Genomic DNA, 15595 nt, shown 5'->3' with positions numbered 1-15595 from the left:
AGGGCCCAGGGAGGGGGACACGATGGCGACCATGGCCGACGTGGCGCGAAGCGCGGGGGTGTCCGTGGCCACCGTCTCGCACGTGCTGAACGACACCCGCCCGGTACTGCCCCACACCCGGCAGGCGGTCCTGGACGCCGTCGACGAACTGGGCTACACGCCGAACACCCTCGCCCGCTCCCTCGTCACCTCGCGCACCAGGTCGATCGGACTCGCGGTGTCGGCGATCAGCAACCCGTACTTCACGGAGATCCTCCAGGGCGTCGAGGCAGGTGCGCTGGAGCACGGGTACAGCCTGCTCATCGCCGATCCGCACGACGACCCGAAGCACGAGCAGCGGGTCGTCCGGCTCCTGCACGAACGACGCGTGGACGGCATGATCGTCGCGCCGTCGGCGGACCCGGGCGACCTCGTCGCCTACCTCGGGCGGCACGACGTACCGACCGTGTTCCTCGACCGGCTGGTCGACGTCCCCTCGGACGGCACCGCCCGCTTCGACCAGGTCGGCGCCGAGAACGCCGAGCCGATGGCCCGGCTGGTCACGCATCTCGCCGACCTCGGCCACCGGCGCATCGGTCTGGTCGCCGGGCTGCCCGGGCTGAGCACCACGAACGAGCGGCTCTCCGGTTACCGGCACGGCCTGGCGGCCGCCGGGCTCCCCCACGACGAGCGGCTCGTGGCGCGGGGCGACTCCGAGGCGGCGGGCGCCGAGCGCGCCACCACCGCCCTGCTGTCGCTCGCGGCTCCCCCCACGGCGCTCGTCACCGCCAACAACGCGATGACCATCGGCGCCCTGCGCGCGCTGCGCGGGCGCGGCCTGTCGGTGCCGGACGATCTGGCGCTGTGCTGCTTCGACGACTTCGCCTGGGCGGACCTGTTCGCACCCCGGCTCACCGTGATCTCCCAGCCCAGCAAGGAGATCGGGGCACAGGCCGTACGCCTGCTCCTGGACCGGCTGGCCGCGCCGGACCGGCCCTCCCGCACCCTGCGGTTGCCCAGCACGTTCGTCCACCGCACCTCGTGCGGCTGCCCCGACCACCCCCACAGCTCCGAGAAGGGACCCGTCTCGTGATCGTCGTCGCCGGTGAGGCCCTGATCGACCTGGTACCGCAGGGCGCGGGCGCGCTCGCCGGCCTCAAGCCGGCACTCGGCGGCGGCCCCTACAACACGGCCGTCGCCCTCGGCCGGCTCGGCTCCCCCACGGCCTTCTGCTCCCGCACCTCGCGGGACGCCTTCGGTGAGGCCCTGCTCGACGGGCTGCGCACAGCGGGCGTCGATGTGTCGGCGGTGCAGCGCGGGGCCGAGCCGACCACCCTCGCGGTCGCCACGATCGACGAGCACGGCTCGGCCGCGTACTCCTTCTACGTCGACGGCACGGCGGACCGGCAGTTCGCGGCACCGGACCGGCTGCCGGGCGCCACGCGGGCGGTGTCCTTCGGTACCTGCTCACTGGTCCTGGAGCCGGGCGCGAGCGCCTACGAGGAACTGCTGCGGAGCGCCGCCGCGCAGGGCCTGTTCACCACGCTCGATCCGAACATCCGGGCGGGACTGATCCCCGACCCGGACGCCTATCGGGCGCGTTTCAAGAGCTGGCTGGCGTCGGTGACGCTGCTCAAGCTCTCCGAGGACGACGCCACGTGGCTGGGCGGCAGCCCGCGCGAGTGGCTGGCCTCGGGCCCCTCGGCCGTGGTGCTCACCCGGGGCGGCGACGGACTGACCGTCTTCACCCGGGACGGCGCGGAGCACTCCGTGCCGGGTGAACCGGTCGACGTGGTGGACACGATCGGTGCCGGCGACACCGTCAACGCGGCCCTGCTGCACGGCCTGGCCGCCCGCGACGCCCTGTCTCCGGAAGGGCTCGCGGGCTTGGACGCGGAGGGCTGGACCGAACTGCTCCGGTTCGCCGCCCGGGCGGCGGCGATCACCTGCTCACGGGCGGGTGCGGAACCTCCGTACGCCTCTGAACTGGGCGCGTTCTAGAGCCGGTCCGGCGGCGGGTCGGTGGGCCGGATCGGCGGGGCGGTCCGCGGATCCGGGCCAGACCGGGTCAGGCCGGGCCGGCGGGAGCACGGCACTCCGGAACAGTCCCTGGTGACGTGGGCATCCTGGCGACGCGCAGATCCTTCTTGGCGGACGGGCGGAGGCTCGCCGGGTTCGAGGCGACGGGTGAGATCCGGCGCGGTCACTTCAGTCTTGACTTCGAGGCCGGGCCGCTAGGTGATGTTGTCAAGCTGCAGGGTGCAGGGTCCAGTCGGACATGCGGTTCGTCGAGCCCAGGGTCAGGGCGGCTGACCGTACAACGCACGGCGCCCCACGGGGAGTTCCCGTGGGGCGCCGCGTTTTCCGGACTTGTCAGGCCTTGTTCGCCAGTGTGCCTCAGGCCTTGCGCGCCCGCGTGGTCTTCTTCGCGGGGGCGGTCTTCTTCGTCACGGCGGCCGCCTTCTTGGTGGCCGTGTTGTTGGTGGTCCTGACCGTCGCCGTCTTCTTCGTCGTCGACTTGGCCGCTGCCGTCTTCCTGGCGGCCGTCTTGCGCGGGGCCTTCACGGACGCCGCGTCGCTGATGCGATCGGCGTCGAGAATCTCGCGCAGGAACTTGCCGGTGTGGCTCGTCGGCACCCCGGCGACCTCCTCCGGCGTGCCCTCGGCGACGACGAGACCGCCGCCGGCGCCGCCCTCGGGGCCCATGTCGACGACCCAGTCCGCGGTCTTGATGACGTCGAGGTTGTGCTCGATGACGATGACCGTGTTGCCCTTGTCGACCAGCCCGGAGAGCACGACGAGGAGCTTGCTGATGTCCTCGAAGTGGAGACCGGTGGTCGGCTCGTCGAGGACGTACACCGTTCTTCCGGTGGACCTCCGCTGGAGCTCGCTGGCCAGCTTCACGCGCTGCGCCTCGCCGCCGGACAGGGTCGTCGCGGACTGGCCGAGGCGGACGTAGCCGAGGCCGACGTCGTTCAGCGTGTTCAGATGGCGGGCGATCGCCGGGACGGCCTCGAAGAAGTGCATGGCCTCCTCGATCGGCATGTTCAGGACGTCGGCGATGGACTTGCCCTTGTAGTGGACCTCCAGGGTCTCCCGGTTGTAGCGCGCTCCGTGGCAGACCTCGCACGGGACGTACACGTCCGGCAGGAAGTTCATCTCGATCTTGATGGTGCCGTCACCGGAGCAGTTCTCACAGCGACCGCCCTTGACGTTGAAGGAGAAGCGTCCGGGCAGATAGCCGCGCACCTTCGCCTCGGTCGTCTCCGCGAACAGCTTGCGGACGTGGTCGAAGACTCCGGTGTACGTGGCCGGGTTGGACCGGGGGGTGCGGCCGATGGGCGACTGGTCGACGTGCACCACCTTGTCGACGAGGTCGTCGCCGTCCACGCGCGTGTGTCGGCCGGGGACGCTCCTCGCGCCGTTCAGCTCGCGGGCCAGGTGTGTGTACAGGATGTCGTTGACCAGCGTCGACTTGCCGGAGCCGGACACGCCCGTGACGGCAGTGAGGACGCCCAGCGGGAACGACACGTCGATGTCCTGGAGGTTGTTCTCACGGGCGCCGTGCACCGTGAGCTGCCGGGACGGGTCGCGCGGGCGTCGGATGTCGGGCAGGGGGATGGACTTCTTGCCGGACAGGTACTGGCCGGTCTGCGACTCGGCGTTGGCCAGCAGCTCCTTCAGGGAGCCACTGTGCACGACCTTGCCGCCGTGCTCGCCCGCACCGGGGCCGATGTCGACGATCCAGTCGGCGACCTTGATGGTGTCCTCGTCGTGCTCCACGACGATGAGCGTGTTGCCCATGTCGCGCAGCCGGACCAGGGTCTCGATCAGCCGGTGGTTGTCGCGCTGGTGCAGACCGATGGACGGCTCGTCGAGGACGTACAGGACGCCGACGAGGCCGGAGCCGATCTGCGTGGCCAGGCGGATGCGCTGGGCCTCGCCGCCGGACAGGGTGCCGGCCGCGCGGTTCAGCGACAGGTAGTCGAGGCCGACGTCGACCAGGAAGCGCAGCCGCTCGTTGACCTCCTTCAGGACGCGTTCGGCGATCTTCTTGTCGCGGGCGTTGAGCTTCAGCTTGCCCAGGAAGTCCGCGCAGTCGCTGATGGACATCGCCGCGACCTCGGCGATCGACTTCTCCATGACCGTGACCGCGAGGACGAGCGGCTTCAGACGCGTGCCCTGGCAGGTGGGACAGGGGACCTCGCGCATATAGCCCTCGAAGCGCTCGCGGCTCGCGTCGCTCTCGGCCTCGCTGTGCCGCCGCTTGACGAAGGGGACGGCCCCTTCGAAGGGCGTGGTGTACACACGCTCGCGCCCGTACCGGTTGCGGTAGCGGACCTCGATCTGGGTCTTGTGGCCGTAAAGCAGTGCCTTCTTGGCGCGCTGCGGGAGACCGGCGAAGGGGATGTCGGTCCGGAATCCCAACGCGTCCGCGAGGGCCCCGATCAGCCGGCCGAAGTAGTCCTTGGTGTGTCCGTGCGACCAGGGGTGGATGGCGCCCTCGTCGAGGGACTTCTCCTCGTCCGGGACGATCAGCTCGGCGTCGACCTCCATGCGCGTACCGATGCCGGAGCAGTCGGGGCAGGCGCCGAACGGCGAGTTGAAGGAGAAGGAGCGGGGCTCCAGCTCCTCGAAGGACAGGTCGTCGTACGGGCAGTACAGGTGCTCCGAGTACATGCGCTCGCGCTCGGGGTCGTCCTCGGGGAGGTCGACGAAGTCGAGCACGACCATGCCACCGGCCAGGCCGAGGGCGGTCTCCACGGAGTCCGTGAGGCGGCGCTTGGCGCCTTCCTTCACCGTGAGGCGGTCGATGACCACCTCGATGGTGTGCTTCTCCTGCTTCTTCAGCGTGGGCGGGTCGCTGAGCTGGATCGTCTGGCCGTCGACCCGGGCACGGCTGTATCCCTTGGTCTGGAGATCGGCGAACAGGTCGACGAACTCTCCCTTGCGTTCGCGCACCAGGGGCGACAGGACCTGGAAGCGGCTGCCCTCCGGCAGCTCCAGGACCTTGTCGACGATGGCCTGCGGCGACTGGCGCGAGATCGGGCGGCCGCACTCGGGGCAGTGCGGCTTGCCGATGCGCGCGAACAGCAGACGCAGATAGTCGTAAACCTCTGTGATGGTGCCGACCGTCGAGCGCGGGTTGCGCGAGGTCGACTTCTGGTCGATGGAGACCGCCGGGGAGAGGCCCTCGATGAAGTCCACGTCCGGCTTGTCCATCTGGCCGAGGAACTGCCGGGCGTACGACGAGAGCGACTCGACGTAGCGGCGCTGCCCCTCGGCGAAGATCGTGTCGAAGGCCAGCGAGGACTTGCCCGACCCAGACAGGCCCGTGAAGACGATGAGCGAGTCGCGTGGCAGGTCGAGCGAGACATTCTTGAGGTTGTGCTCGCGCGCGCCACGGACGATGAGACGGTCGGCCACGCCGGTCCGCACCTTTCTTGAGAGAAGTGACAGGGGCCGAGGCCCCCGTCTTTCTCAGACTAGGGGGAGCCACTGACAGCGCCGGTTCGGTTTACCTGGTTGGTAACAATCCCGGACCTTCCAGCATGCCCGACGCCACTCTCGACCATATAGCACGCGCATTCGATTTACGGGTCCGCTCAGCCACCTTCACCCAAACGTGTGGCGCCGCTATCGTCGGCCCCATGAACGATCATGTGCGCGACCTGGCGTCTGTACGTGACGCGACCGAACGGCTGCTCACCGCAGCCACCAAACTGGACAACGCCCGTGTGACCGAGCCGTCACGGCTGCCCGGCTGGAGCCGCGGTCACGTCCTCGCCCATCTCGCCCGCAACGCGGACGCGCTCACGAACGTCCTCGCCGGACGTCCGATGTACGCCTCCGCCGATGTCCGGGACGCCGACATCGAGCGGGACGCACCGCGCCCCCTGGACGTCCAGGTCACCGATGTACGCGAGAGCGGGGCCCGCTTCCAGGACGAGGCGGCCGTACCCGCGGACTGGTCCCGCACGGTGGAGCTGCGGAACGGGGTCACCGATTCCGCGTCCCGGGTGCCGTTCCGGCGGTGGGTGGAGGTCGAGCTGCACCATGTGGACCTGGGCATCGGGTACGAGCTCGAAGATCTTCCGGAGGGGTTCACCCAGCGCGAGATCAACTTCCTCGCCGAACGGTTCCGGGGGCACCCCGACGTACCCGCCCTCCTGGTCAAGCAGGACGACGGCCGCATGATCTCCTCCGGCCGCCGCGAGGGAGAACCGCTCGTCGTCACCGGCCGTCAGGCCGATCTGCTCGGCTGGCTCGCCGGTCGTCGCGACGGATCGGCACTGACCGTCGACGGCGGACCACTCCCCGCCCTCCCCCCGCTATAGGCTGATCGTCATGACGTACAGCGGAGCGGTGAAGGTCGGCGGCCCTGCCGATGTGCACGAGCTGCAGGACCTGATGATCACGAAGATCGCGGTGGGTCCGATGGACAACAACGCCTATCTGCTGCGCTGCCGGGCCACCGACGAGCAGTTGCTGATCGACGCGGCCAACGAGGCCGGGACGCTGCTCGGGATGATCGGTGACGACGGCATCGCGTCCGTCGTCACCACCCATCAGCACGGCGACCACTGGCAGGCGCTCGCCGAGGTCGTGGCGGTCACGCGCGCGCGTACGTACGCGGGCCGGGACGACGCCGAAGGCATCCCCGTCCCGACGGACGTCCCGGTCGACGACGGCGACACCATCCGAGTGGGGCGCGTGGAGCTGACCGCACGCCATCTGGTGGGCCACACACCGGGCTCGATCGCCCTCGTCTACGACGACCCGCACGGGCACCCTCATGTGTTCACCGGGGACTGTCTCTTCCCGGGCGGTGTGGGCAACACACGTAAGGACCCGAAGGCCTTCGCCAGCCTCATCCGCGACGTCGAGACGAAGATCTTCGACGTGCTCCCGGACGAGTCGTGGGTCTACCCCGGCCACGGCAACGACACCACGCTGGGCGCGGAGCGGCCGCACCTGCCGGAGTGGCACGCGCGGGGCTGGTGAACCACCCGCCGCCCAGCAGGAGTCGACGAGCCCTCGGCCTCGCGCGAGGGCTCGCCACCGCGCACGCCGTCACGCGCCCCGTGTGAACCGAGCGCACGCGCCGGTGTCACGCGCGCGCTCCCGGCGCGCACACTGGCGTAGTCCACTGGAGACAGCCCCGCACAGGATGACGGCTCCTGCGCGGAACGGGCCGCCGGCCTTTCGACCCCCGCCCTCGGCCGGCGGCCCCGGCGTGCGCGTCCGCCCCCGGTCCCGATCCCACGAGCGTTCACAAAAATGCAACACGCGTTCCCACTATGCGGACAGTTGCCCCCGTGACCTCGACAAACAGGACGCCGCACTGCCACTCTCCCGCCATGCATCTCGCCCAACGCGCCCTGCGTCGCACCGCGTCCGCCGCCACTGTCGCCCTGCTCGCCGTCGCCGTGGGCTGTGCCCCGCAGCCGGAGGACAAAGCCACGGCCTCCGGAACGAGCGCGGAGAGCTGCGCGAAGAGCACGTTGCAGACCAAGACCTCCGGCAAGCTGACGATCGCGACCGACGAGCCCGCGTACGAGCCCTGGTTCAAGGACGACAAGCCCGCCAGCGGCAAGGGCTTCGAGTCTGCGGTCGCGTACGCCGTGGCGAAGCAGCTCGGCTACGCCAAGGGGAACGTGGTGTGGCAGAGCGTCCCCTTCAACAAGGCCTTCGCACCCGGTGAGAAGACGTTCGACTTCGACATCAACCAGGTCTCGATCAGCACCGAGCGCAAGAAGGCCGTGGACTTCTCCTCCGGCTACTACGACGTGCGCCAGGCCGTCATCGCACTGAAGAGCTCCAAGGCCGCCAAGGCGAAGAGCGTCGCGGACCTGAAGGGCCTGAAGCTGGGCGCTCAGGTCGGCACCACGAGCCTCGACTACATCAACGACGTCGTGAAGCCGACCCAGGAGCCGGCCGCGTACGCCAAGAACGACCAGGCCAAGTCCGCGCTGAAGAACGGTCAGGTCGACGCCATCGTGGTCGACCTGCCGACGGCGTTCTACATCACCGCCGCCGAGGTGACCGACGCGAAGATCGTCGGGCAGTTCGAGAACCAGGGCGGCACGCCCGAGCAGTTCGGACTCGTCCTCGACAAGGGCAGCGCCCTCACCTCGTGCGTGACCTCCGCGGTGGACGCCCTGCGCAAGGACGGCACGCTGGCGAAGATCGAGAAGCAGTGGCTCTCCGAGGCCGTCGACGCCCCGGTGCTCAAGTGACCGTCACCAAGGAGGAGTCCGGCCAGGAGGACGCGGACGACAGGGGTGACATGTCCGGCGGGGGCGACGCGTACGTCCCCTCGCCACGGCGCATCGAACGCGAGCGCTACAAGCGCACCCGCGCCCGCCGCGCCACCGCGATCGCCGCGCTCTCGACCCTGATCACCGGCGTCGTCCTCTACTTCGTCGTTGTCGGCGCACCCGGCTGGCCACGCACCAAGGAAACCTTCTTCGACGCGCAGTACGCGCGCGAGGCGCTCCCCAAGGTCCTCGAAGGGCTGTGGCTCAACGTCCGGCTGCTGCTGGTGTGCGGCGCCGCCGTGCTCGTCCTGGGCATGCTCATCGCCATCGCCCGCACCCTGCGCGGCCCGGTGTTCTTCCCGCTGCGGGCGCTCGCCGCCGCGTACACCGACTTCTTCCGCGGGCTCCCACTGATCATCAACCTGATGATCGTGGTCCTGGGCGTCCCCGCACTGCGGCTGCAAGGGGTCACCGTGGACCCGGTGCTCCTCGGCGGTACGGCGCTCACGCTGACGTACTCGGCGTACGTCGCCGAGGTGTTCCGCGCCGGCATCGAGTCCGTCCACCCCTCGCAGCGCGCCGCGGCCCGCTCGCTCGGGCTCACCAACCGGCAGGCGCTGCGCCACGTGGTGCTCCCCCAGGCCGTACGCCGCCAGGTGCCGCCGCTGCTCAACGACCTGGTGTCCCTCCAGAAGGACACCGGGCTCGTCTCGATCGGTGGCGCGGTGGACGCGGTGCGGGCCGCCGACATCATCGTGGGCCGCAGCCTCAACTACACGCCGTACATCGTCGCGGGACTGCTCTTCGTCGCGCTGACCATTCCGATGACCCGCTTCACGGACTGGGTCACGGCCCGGATGGACCGGCAGCGGGCGCAGGGAGGAACCCTATGAGCACCACGTCCACGGACGGGTCCCCGGTCCTGCGCATGGAGTCCGTCCGCAAGACCTTCGGCGGTTCCGTCGTGCTGCGGGACGTCGATCTGGAGGTCGCCCCGCACACGGTGACCGCTCTGATCGGCGCGTCGGGGTCCGGCAAGTCGACGCTGCTGCGCTGCGCCAATCTGCTGGAGGAGATCGACGACGGCGCGATCTGGCTGGACGACGAGGAGATCACCGATCCGCGTGCCGACCAGGACGCGGTGCGCCGCCGGATCGGCGTGGTCTTCCAGGCGTACAACCTCTTTCCGCACATGACCGTGCTGGAGAACATCACCCTCGCGCCGCGCCGGGTGCACGGCGTGGGGCGCGCGGCGGCCGAGGAGCACGCGCGCGAGCTGCTCGACCGGCTCGGGCTGGGCGCCAAGGCGACCGAGTACCCGGACCGGCTCAGCGGCGGCCAGCAGCAGCGCGCCGCGATCGTCCGGGCCCTGGCCGTACGACCCCGGCTGCTGCTCCTCGACGAGATCACCGCCGCGCTCGACCCGGAGCTCGTGGGAGAGGTCCTGGCCGTCGTCCGGGACCTGAAGGACGACGGGATGACCATGGTGCTGGCCACGCACGAGATGGGCTTCGCCCGCGAGGTCGCCGACCAGGTGTGCTTCCTGGACGGCGGTGTGGTGCTGGAGCGCGGCACGGCCGAGCAGGTGTTCGGCGACCCGCAGCAGGAGCGCACGCGGCGCTTTCTGCACCGGATCGTGGAGGCGGGGCGGCTTCAGGAGGGCTAGGGCCATGACGGGCAACAGCGCCGGCTCCCGCCCGCGGCCCCCGCTCTAGGCGTCCGCCCGGCCCGTCTCCGCCAGCGCCGCGACCCGCTCCACGGCGAACGCGTAGCCCTGCACCCCGCAGCCCGCGATCACCCCGTCGGCGCGCAGGGAGACGTACGAGTGGTGCCGGAACTCCTCGCGCTGGTGGATGTTGGAGATGTGGACCTCCACCACCGGCAGCCCGTCACAGGTGTTGAGCGCATCCAGGATCGCCACGGAGGTGTGCGAGTAGGCGGCCGGGTTGATCACGATCCCGACGTGGTGCAGCCGTGCCTCGTGGATCCAGTCCACCAGCTCGCCCTCGTGGTTGGACTGCCGGAAGTCCACCGTACCGCCGTGCGCGGCCGCCGCCTTGGCGCACAGGGCCTCCACGTCGGCCAGCGTGTCGGAGCCGTAGATCTCCGGCTGGCGCTGCCCGAGGAGGTTCAGGTTGGGCCCGTTGAGGATCATGATCGGGGCGTTGGCGAGGGTTCGGGTGCGGGGCACGGTTCCTCCGGTCCGTTCGGGTCTGCCGGCCCTTGAGGACCGCTGCTCGGTCCCGGTTTATCACGGTGCGTCAAACAGCTGACCGCCCGTACCCTCCCCCCATGACCGCACCGTCGTACCCTCCCAAGCCCGTACGGGGCGACCGCATAGCCGTGATCTCGCCGTCCTCGGGGCTGCCGGGGCTTCTCCCGCTCCCCCACGAACTGGGCCTGAAGCGGCTGCGCGAGGAGTTCGGGCTGGTGCCCGTCGAGTATCCGGCGACCCGCAGGATGGGCTCCACCCCGCGGGAGAGGGCGGACGACATCCACGCGGCGTTCGCCGACCCGACCGTCAAGGCGGTCATCGCGTCGATCGGCGGCGAGGACCAGATCACCGTGCTGCCGCTGTTGGACCGGGAGTTGATCCGCGCGAACCCGAAGCCGTTCTTCGGGTACAGCGACAACACCAACCTGCACGCGTTCCTGTGGAACACGGGGATCGTGAGCTATCACGGCGGCACGGTGATGGTCGAGTTCGGCCGGCCCGGCGCGATGGCCTCGATCTCCGCCGACTCCCTGCGGGCCGCCCTCTTCACCTCCGGCGAGTACGAGCTGAAGCCCGCCCCTCGGTGGGGCGACGTCAGCCGGGACTGGGCGGATCCGGCGACCTTCGAGTCGGAGCCGGAGACCCGGCCCGGGTACGGCTGGTCCTGGGTGAACGCCGACCGTGTGGTCGAGGGACGCAGTTGGGGCGGCTGTCTGGAGATCGTCTCCTGGCTGCTGATGGCCGACCGTGAGATCTCGCGGGACCTCGCTGTGTACGACGGCGGAGTGCTCTTCCTGGAGACCTCGGAGGACATGCCCAGCGGGGAGGAGGTCTTCATCATCCTCCGGAACATGGGCGAGCGCGGACTGCTGCGACGCTTCCCGGCGTTGCTGATGGGCCGCGCCAGGACGTGGTCCTTCGAACGCCCCAACAGCCCGGAGGAAGGCGCACGTTACGCCGCCGAGCAGCGCGAGAGCGTACTGCGCGCCCTGAAGATATATGCCCCCGACACCATGGCCGTCTTCGATGTGGATCTCGGACACACGGATCCCCAGGTGGTCATCCCGTACGGCGGTGTCGTACGGGTCGACGGGCCCGCCCGGCGCATCACCGTGACGTACTGACGCCGCGGGCGCTCCCGCTGACGCTGAGGGCGCTCCCGCGCGCCCCCGTAACCGTCCGTCACCGTGGGTAGTTGACGCGGCATGCACGACGTACGCACCGTGAAGGCGCCCTCCATGCTCCGGCTCGCGGCCGCCTCGCTCGCCGGGACGGCCATCGAGTTCTACGACTTCTTCGTCTACGGGACCGCTGCCGCCCTGGTACTGGGGCCGCTGTTCTTCCCGACGTTCTCACCGGTGGCGGGGACGCTCGCGGCGTTCGTCACGTTCGGGGCCGGCTTCGTGGCACGGCCGCTCGGTTCGGTGCTGTTCGGGCACATCGGGGACCGGCGCGGGCGGCGGCCGGTCCTCGTCGGCTCCCTGCTGCTGACCGGCGCGGCCACCGTCGCTGTCGGCTGCGTACCGACGTACGACAGGATCGGTACGGCAGCTCCCGTGCTCCTCCTCGTGCTGCGTTTCCTCCAGGGCCTCGGGCTCGGCGGGGAGTGGGGCGGGGCGGTGCTGCTGACCGCGGAGCACGCGCCCGCGGGGCGGCGTGGGCTGTGGTCGAGCTTCCCTCAGATCGGGCCGTCCCTGGGGTTCGTGCTGGCCAACGGCGGTCTGCTGATCCTGTCGGCGACGCTGTCCGAGGACCAGTTCGCGGCATGGGGGTGGCGGGTGCCGTTCTGGGCGGCGGGGGTGCTCGCGGCGGCCGGGCTGTGGCTGCGCGGTTCGCTGGTGGAGAGTCCTCGATTCCTCGAAATCGACGACCACGCGCGCGTGCCGTTCGCCGAGGTCGTCCGTGGACACTGGCGGCTGGTGCTGCTGACGGCCGGCGCGCTGGCAGTCGGGTACGCGGTGTTCTACGCGGTGACGACCTGGTCCCTCTCCTACGCGACCGAGCATCTGGGGGTGAGTCGTACCGTCATGCTGGCCTGCATCATGGCCGCGGTCGTGGTGAAGGGCTCCCTGACGCCGCTGGCCGCCCACCTGAGCGACCGTTACGGGCGGCGGCCGTTGTGCCTCGCGGGTTGTGCGGGCGCCGTGCTGTGGATGTTCCCGATGGTCGCGCTGCTGTCGACCGGCGAGCCTGTGCTGATGTTCCTCGGCATCCTGGGGGCGTTGATCGCCTTCATCACGATGTTCGCCGTGATCGCCGCGTATCTGCCGGAGTTGTACGAGCCCCGGGTGCGCTGCACGGGCGCCGCCGTGGGCTACAACCTGGGCGGAGTGCTCGGCGGCGCGCTCACGCCGATCGTCGCCACGGCGCTGGCGCAACACGAGGGGCGGGTGCCCTGGGGCGTCGGCGCCTATCTGACGGCCATCGCGCTGCTCAGCCTGGGCTGCTTCGCGCTGCTTCCGGAGACGCGGCCGGTGCCGCGCATGACGGCGGTGCAGGCGACGGAGTGAACGCCGGGACCCGAACGCCGGGACCCGGGGGCGCCCGCCGCATCTCGCCCGAGCGCGGCCTACGGATTGACCGCCAGCTCCAAGTACGCGGCGAACACCACCAGGTGCACACCGCCCTGGAGCGGTGTGGCGCGGCCCGGTACCACGGTCAGGGAGCTCACTACCACGGTCAGCAGGAGCAGCACCATGTGCGTGGAGCCGAGGCCGAGCACCAGGGGGCCGGAGAGCCAGACGGATGCGAGGGCGACGGCGGGGATCGTCAGGCCGATGCTGGCCATCGCCGAGCCGAGGGCGAGGTTCAGGCTGGTCTGTACCCGGTCGCGGCGGGCGGACCTCAGCGCAGCGATGGTCTCGGGGAGCAGCACGAGCAGCGCGATGATCACGCCGACCACGGACTGCGGCATTCCGGCCGCCTCCACGCCGGATTCGATGGTGGGCGACACCCCCTTGGCGAGGCCGACGACACCTACCAGGGCGAGGCCGAGCAGTCCGAGGCTGATGCCTGCGGTTCGGGCGGTGGGCGCGTCGGCGTGGGTCTCCGCGTCGATCACCTCGCCGTGCCGGGTGATCGGCAGGAAGTAGTCGCGGTGGCGCACGGTCTGCGTCGTCACGAACAGTCCGTACAGGATCAGTGAGGCGAGCGCGGCGAAGGTGAGCTGGGTCGTGGAGAACTCCGGGCCCGGCTTGCTGGTCGTGAAGGTCGGGAACACCAGGCTGAGCGTGGCCAGCGTCGCGACCGTCGCCAGGGCGGCTCCGGTGCCCTCCGCGTTGAAGACCGCGAGCCCGTGGCGCAGCGAGGCGACCAGCAGGCAGATCCCCACGATGCCGTTGCAGGTGATCATCACGGCGGCGAACACCGTGTCGCGCGCCAGGGTCGCGCTCTTGCCGCCGCCGTCCGCCATCAGGGTGACGATCAGCGCGACCTCGATGATCGTCACGGCGACGGCGAGGACGAGTGAGCCGAAGGGTTCACCGACCCGGTGCGCGACGACCTCGGCGTGATGCACGGCGGCCAGCACGGCTCCGGCCAGTACCAGCGTCACCAGTGCGACGACCGCGCCGGGCAGGTCGCGGCCCCAGGTGAGGGCAAGCAGGACGATCGCGGCCACGGGCACGACGGCCGTCCACTGCATCACAAGGGACCGGAGCCGAACGATCATGCGGCGATCGTCCCAGGCCCGCCCGGACCCCGCACTCCGGCCCGGGCCCCGCACGCCGACCGCGCGGGGCCCGGGCCGGGTTGAGGGCAGCGGGCCGGGCACTTCTTCGGGTCGGTCATCTCACGCACGTCGCCGTCGATGAACGGCGGCCTCGTCCACTGAGAGGCCGACTGCCCGGCCGCCCTGGTGTTCCTGTCCTCGACGCGGTCAGACGTCGATGCTGTCCTTCGGAGCGCCTTCGGTCTGCTTCTGCGCCGCCTGCTTCCTGGAGGCGATCAGGCTGGTGATCGTGGTGATGACGAGGACCGAGCAGATCACACCGAGGGAGGCCGGGACGGAGATCTCGGGTACGTGGACGCCGGACTCGTGCAGCGCGTGCAGCACCAGTTTGATGCCGATGAAGCCGAGGATGACGGACAGACCGTAGGAGAGGTGGACCAGCTTCCTGAGCAGCCCGCCGATCAGGAAGTACAGCTGCCTCAGGCCCATCAGCGCGAACGCGTTGGCGGTGAACACGATGTACGGATCCTGCGTCAGGCCGAAGATCGCGGGGATCGAGTCGAGCGCGAAGAGCACGTCCGTGGTGCCGATCGCGAGCACGACGACCAGCATCGGTGTCATGACCCGCTTGCCGTTCTGCTCGATCCACAGCTTCGTGCCGTGATAGCGGTCGGCCACGCCGAAGCGCTTCTCCGCGGCCTTGAGCAGCCTGTTCTCCTCGAACTCCTCCTCCGGCTCGTCAGCCCTGGCCTCCTGGATGAGCTTCCAGGCGGTGTAGATCAGGAACGCGCCGAATATGTAGAAGACCCACGCGAAGCTGGAGATGATCGCGGCACCCGCGGCGATGAAGATCGCCCGCAGGACGAGGGCTATGAGGACACCGATGAGAAGCACTCGCTGCTGGTACTGCGAGGGCACCGCGAACTTCGCCATGATCAGGACGAAGACGAAGAGGTTGTCGACGCTCAGAGACTTCTCGGTGATGAAGCCGGCGAAGAACTCTCCGGCCGGCTGACCGCCGGAGAAGACGAGCAGTCCCAGGCCGAAGAGTCCGGCGAGGACGATCCAGACGATGGTCCAGGTGCCGGCTTCCTTGATCGACACGTCGTGCGGTTTACGGCCGATGAAGAAGTCGACCGCGATGAGGGCGCCAAGGCCCACGATTGTCAGGACCCACAGGGTCAGGGAAACATCCACTGCGCCTCCGGCAGTACGTAACGGCAGATTTCAGCGTCGTCGCTACCGGAGGTCTCTTCCACCCGAGACGGCCGGGACGCTTGATGCGCCCAGCGCCTGCGGGCCGACGCCCCGGGATCTGGCCTGATCCGTATTGACGGGTACGCCGCAGCAGGTAGGGAGTACTCCCCTCCGTACGAAAGACAGTACCCGAATCACCAAGGAAAGGTAAAGGAATTAGCAAAGAAAATCCCAAGTTGCCTGGTCAGGGCATCTTTACCCGCTCTTGGGGCT

The 15595-nt window shown here is 69.8% G+C and carries 13 protein-coding genes; 9 read left to right on the top strand and 4 right to left on the bottom strand.

Annotated features, from left to right (window positions below; genetic code table 11):
- Positions 1–22: 22 nt before the first annotated feature.
- Together GTY58_RS32695 and GTY58_RS32690 are read left to right on the top strand one after the other, a co-directional pair.
- The gene (locus tag GTY58_RS32695) at positions 23–1072 is read left to right on the top strand and encodes a LacI family DNA-binding transcriptional regulator (protein ID WP_010987689.1); all 1050 of its coding nucleotides are present in this window, start codon (positions 23–25) and stop codon (positions 1070–1072) included.
- The gene (locus tag GTY58_RS32690; protein WP_010987688.1) at positions 1069–1980 is read left to right on the top strand and encodes a carbohydrate kinase; all 912 of its coding nucleotides are present in this window, start codon (positions 1069–1071) and stop codon (positions 1978–1980) included. The genes GTY58_RS32695 and GTY58_RS32690 overlap by 4 nt, the downstream gene beginning before the upstream one ends.
- Before the next feature lie 396 nt (positions 1981–2376).
- On the opposite strand, the gene uvrA is transcribed toward GTY58_RS32690, so the two are convergent.
- The gene (uvrA, locus tag GTY58_RS32685; protein WP_010987687.1) at positions 2377–5406 is read right to left on the bottom strand and encodes an excinuclease ABC subunit UvrA; all 3030 of its coding nucleotides are present in this window, start codon (positions 5404–5406) and stop codon (positions 2377–2379) included.
- Between the two features lie 224 nt (positions 5407–5630).
- Here uvrA and GTY58_RS32680 point away from each other — a divergent pair, with 224 nt between their 5' ends.
- The 5 genes from GTY58_RS32680 (at position 5631) to GTY58_RS32660 (ending at position 9906) form a co-directional block, all read left to right on the top strand.
- The gene (locus tag GTY58_RS32680; protein WP_037646831.1) at positions 5631–6317 is read left to right on the top strand and encodes a maleylpyruvate isomerase family mycothiol-dependent enzyme; all 687 of its coding nucleotides are present in this window, start codon (positions 5631–5633) and stop codon (positions 6315–6317) included.
- A 10-nt stretch (positions 6318–6327) separates the two neighbouring features.
- Positions 6328–6984, top strand: a complete 657-nt coding sequence (locus GTY58_RS32675; protein ID WP_010987685.1) for an MBL fold metallo-hydrolase — start codon at positions 6328–6330, stop codon at positions 6982–6984.
- Positions 6985–7340: 356 nt separating this feature from the next.
- Positions 7341–8219 carry an ABC transporter substrate-binding protein gene (locus tag GTY58_RS32670; RefSeq protein WP_037646829.1) on the top strand — a complete coding sequence of 293 codons (879 nt, stop codon included), beginning with the start codon at positions 7341–7343 and terminating at the stop codon, positions 8217–8219.
- Positions 8216–9133, top strand: coding sequence for an amino acid ABC transporter permease (locus GTY58_RS32665; protein WP_037646827.1), 918 nt, complete (start codon positions 8216–8218; stop codon positions 9131–9133). Before GTY58_RS32670 ends, GTY58_RS32665 begins: the two co-directional genes overlap by 4 nt.
- Positions 9130–9906: an amino acid ABC transporter ATP-binding protein gene (locus GTY58_RS32660; protein ID WP_010987682.1), complete on the top strand. Its 777-nt coding sequence runs from the start codon at positions 9130–9132 to the stop codon at positions 9904–9906. The genes GTY58_RS32665 and GTY58_RS32660 overlap by 4 nt, the downstream gene beginning before the upstream one ends.
- A gap of 45 nt (positions 9907–9951) precedes the next feature.
- Here GTY58_RS32660 and aroQ read toward each other — a convergent pair whose 3' ends face one another.
- Positions 9952–10395 carry a type II 3-dehydroquinate dehydratase gene (aroQ, locus tag GTY58_RS32655; RefSeq protein WP_037646950.1) on the bottom strand — a complete coding sequence of 148 codons (444 nt, stop codon included), beginning with the start codon at positions 10393–10395 and terminating at the stop codon, positions 9952–9954.
- A gap of 137 nt (positions 10396–10532) precedes the next feature.
- Between aroQ and GTY58_RS32650 the strand changes: the two genes are divergently transcribed.
- Both GTY58_RS32650 and GTY58_RS32645 read left to right on the top strand, forming a co-directional pair.
- Positions 10533–11579: a S66 peptidase family protein gene (locus tag GTY58_RS32650; protein WP_037646825.1), complete on the top strand. Its 1047-nt coding sequence runs from the start codon at positions 10533–10535 to the stop codon at positions 11577–11579.
- Between the two features lie 81 nt (positions 11580–11660).
- A complete protein-coding gene (locus GTY58_RS32645) occupies positions 11661–12965 on the top strand; it encodes an MFS transporter (RefSeq protein ID WP_010987679.1) in 1305 nt (434 codons plus the stop codon).
- A gap of 59 nt (positions 12966–13024) precedes the next feature.
- Here the strand turns inward: GTY58_RS32645 and GTY58_RS32640 are convergent, their stop codons facing one another.
- Both GTY58_RS32640 and GTY58_RS32635 read right to left on the bottom strand, forming a co-directional pair.
- Positions 13025–14125 (bottom strand): ionic transporter y4hA, encoded by a 1101-nt coding sequence (locus tag GTY58_RS32640; RefSeq protein WP_010987678.1) that lies wholly within the window; start codon positions 14123–14125, stop codon positions 13025–13027.
- 207 nt (positions 14126–14332) lie between these two features.
- Positions 14333–15322, bottom strand: a complete 990-nt coding sequence (locus tag GTY58_RS32635; protein WP_010987677.1) for a TerC family protein — start codon at positions 15320–15322, stop codon at positions 14333–14335.
- Between the last annotated feature and the right edge of the window lie 273 nt (positions 15323–15595).

Origin of the sequence: Streptomyces sp. SID5469 (assembly GCF_009862865.1) — a bacterium.
GTDB classification, from domain to species: Bacteria; Actinomycetota; Actinomycetes; order Streptomycetales; family Streptomycetaceae; genus Streptomyces; species Streptomyces avermitilis.
This window is presented reverse-complemented; position numbering and strand designations above follow the sequence as displayed.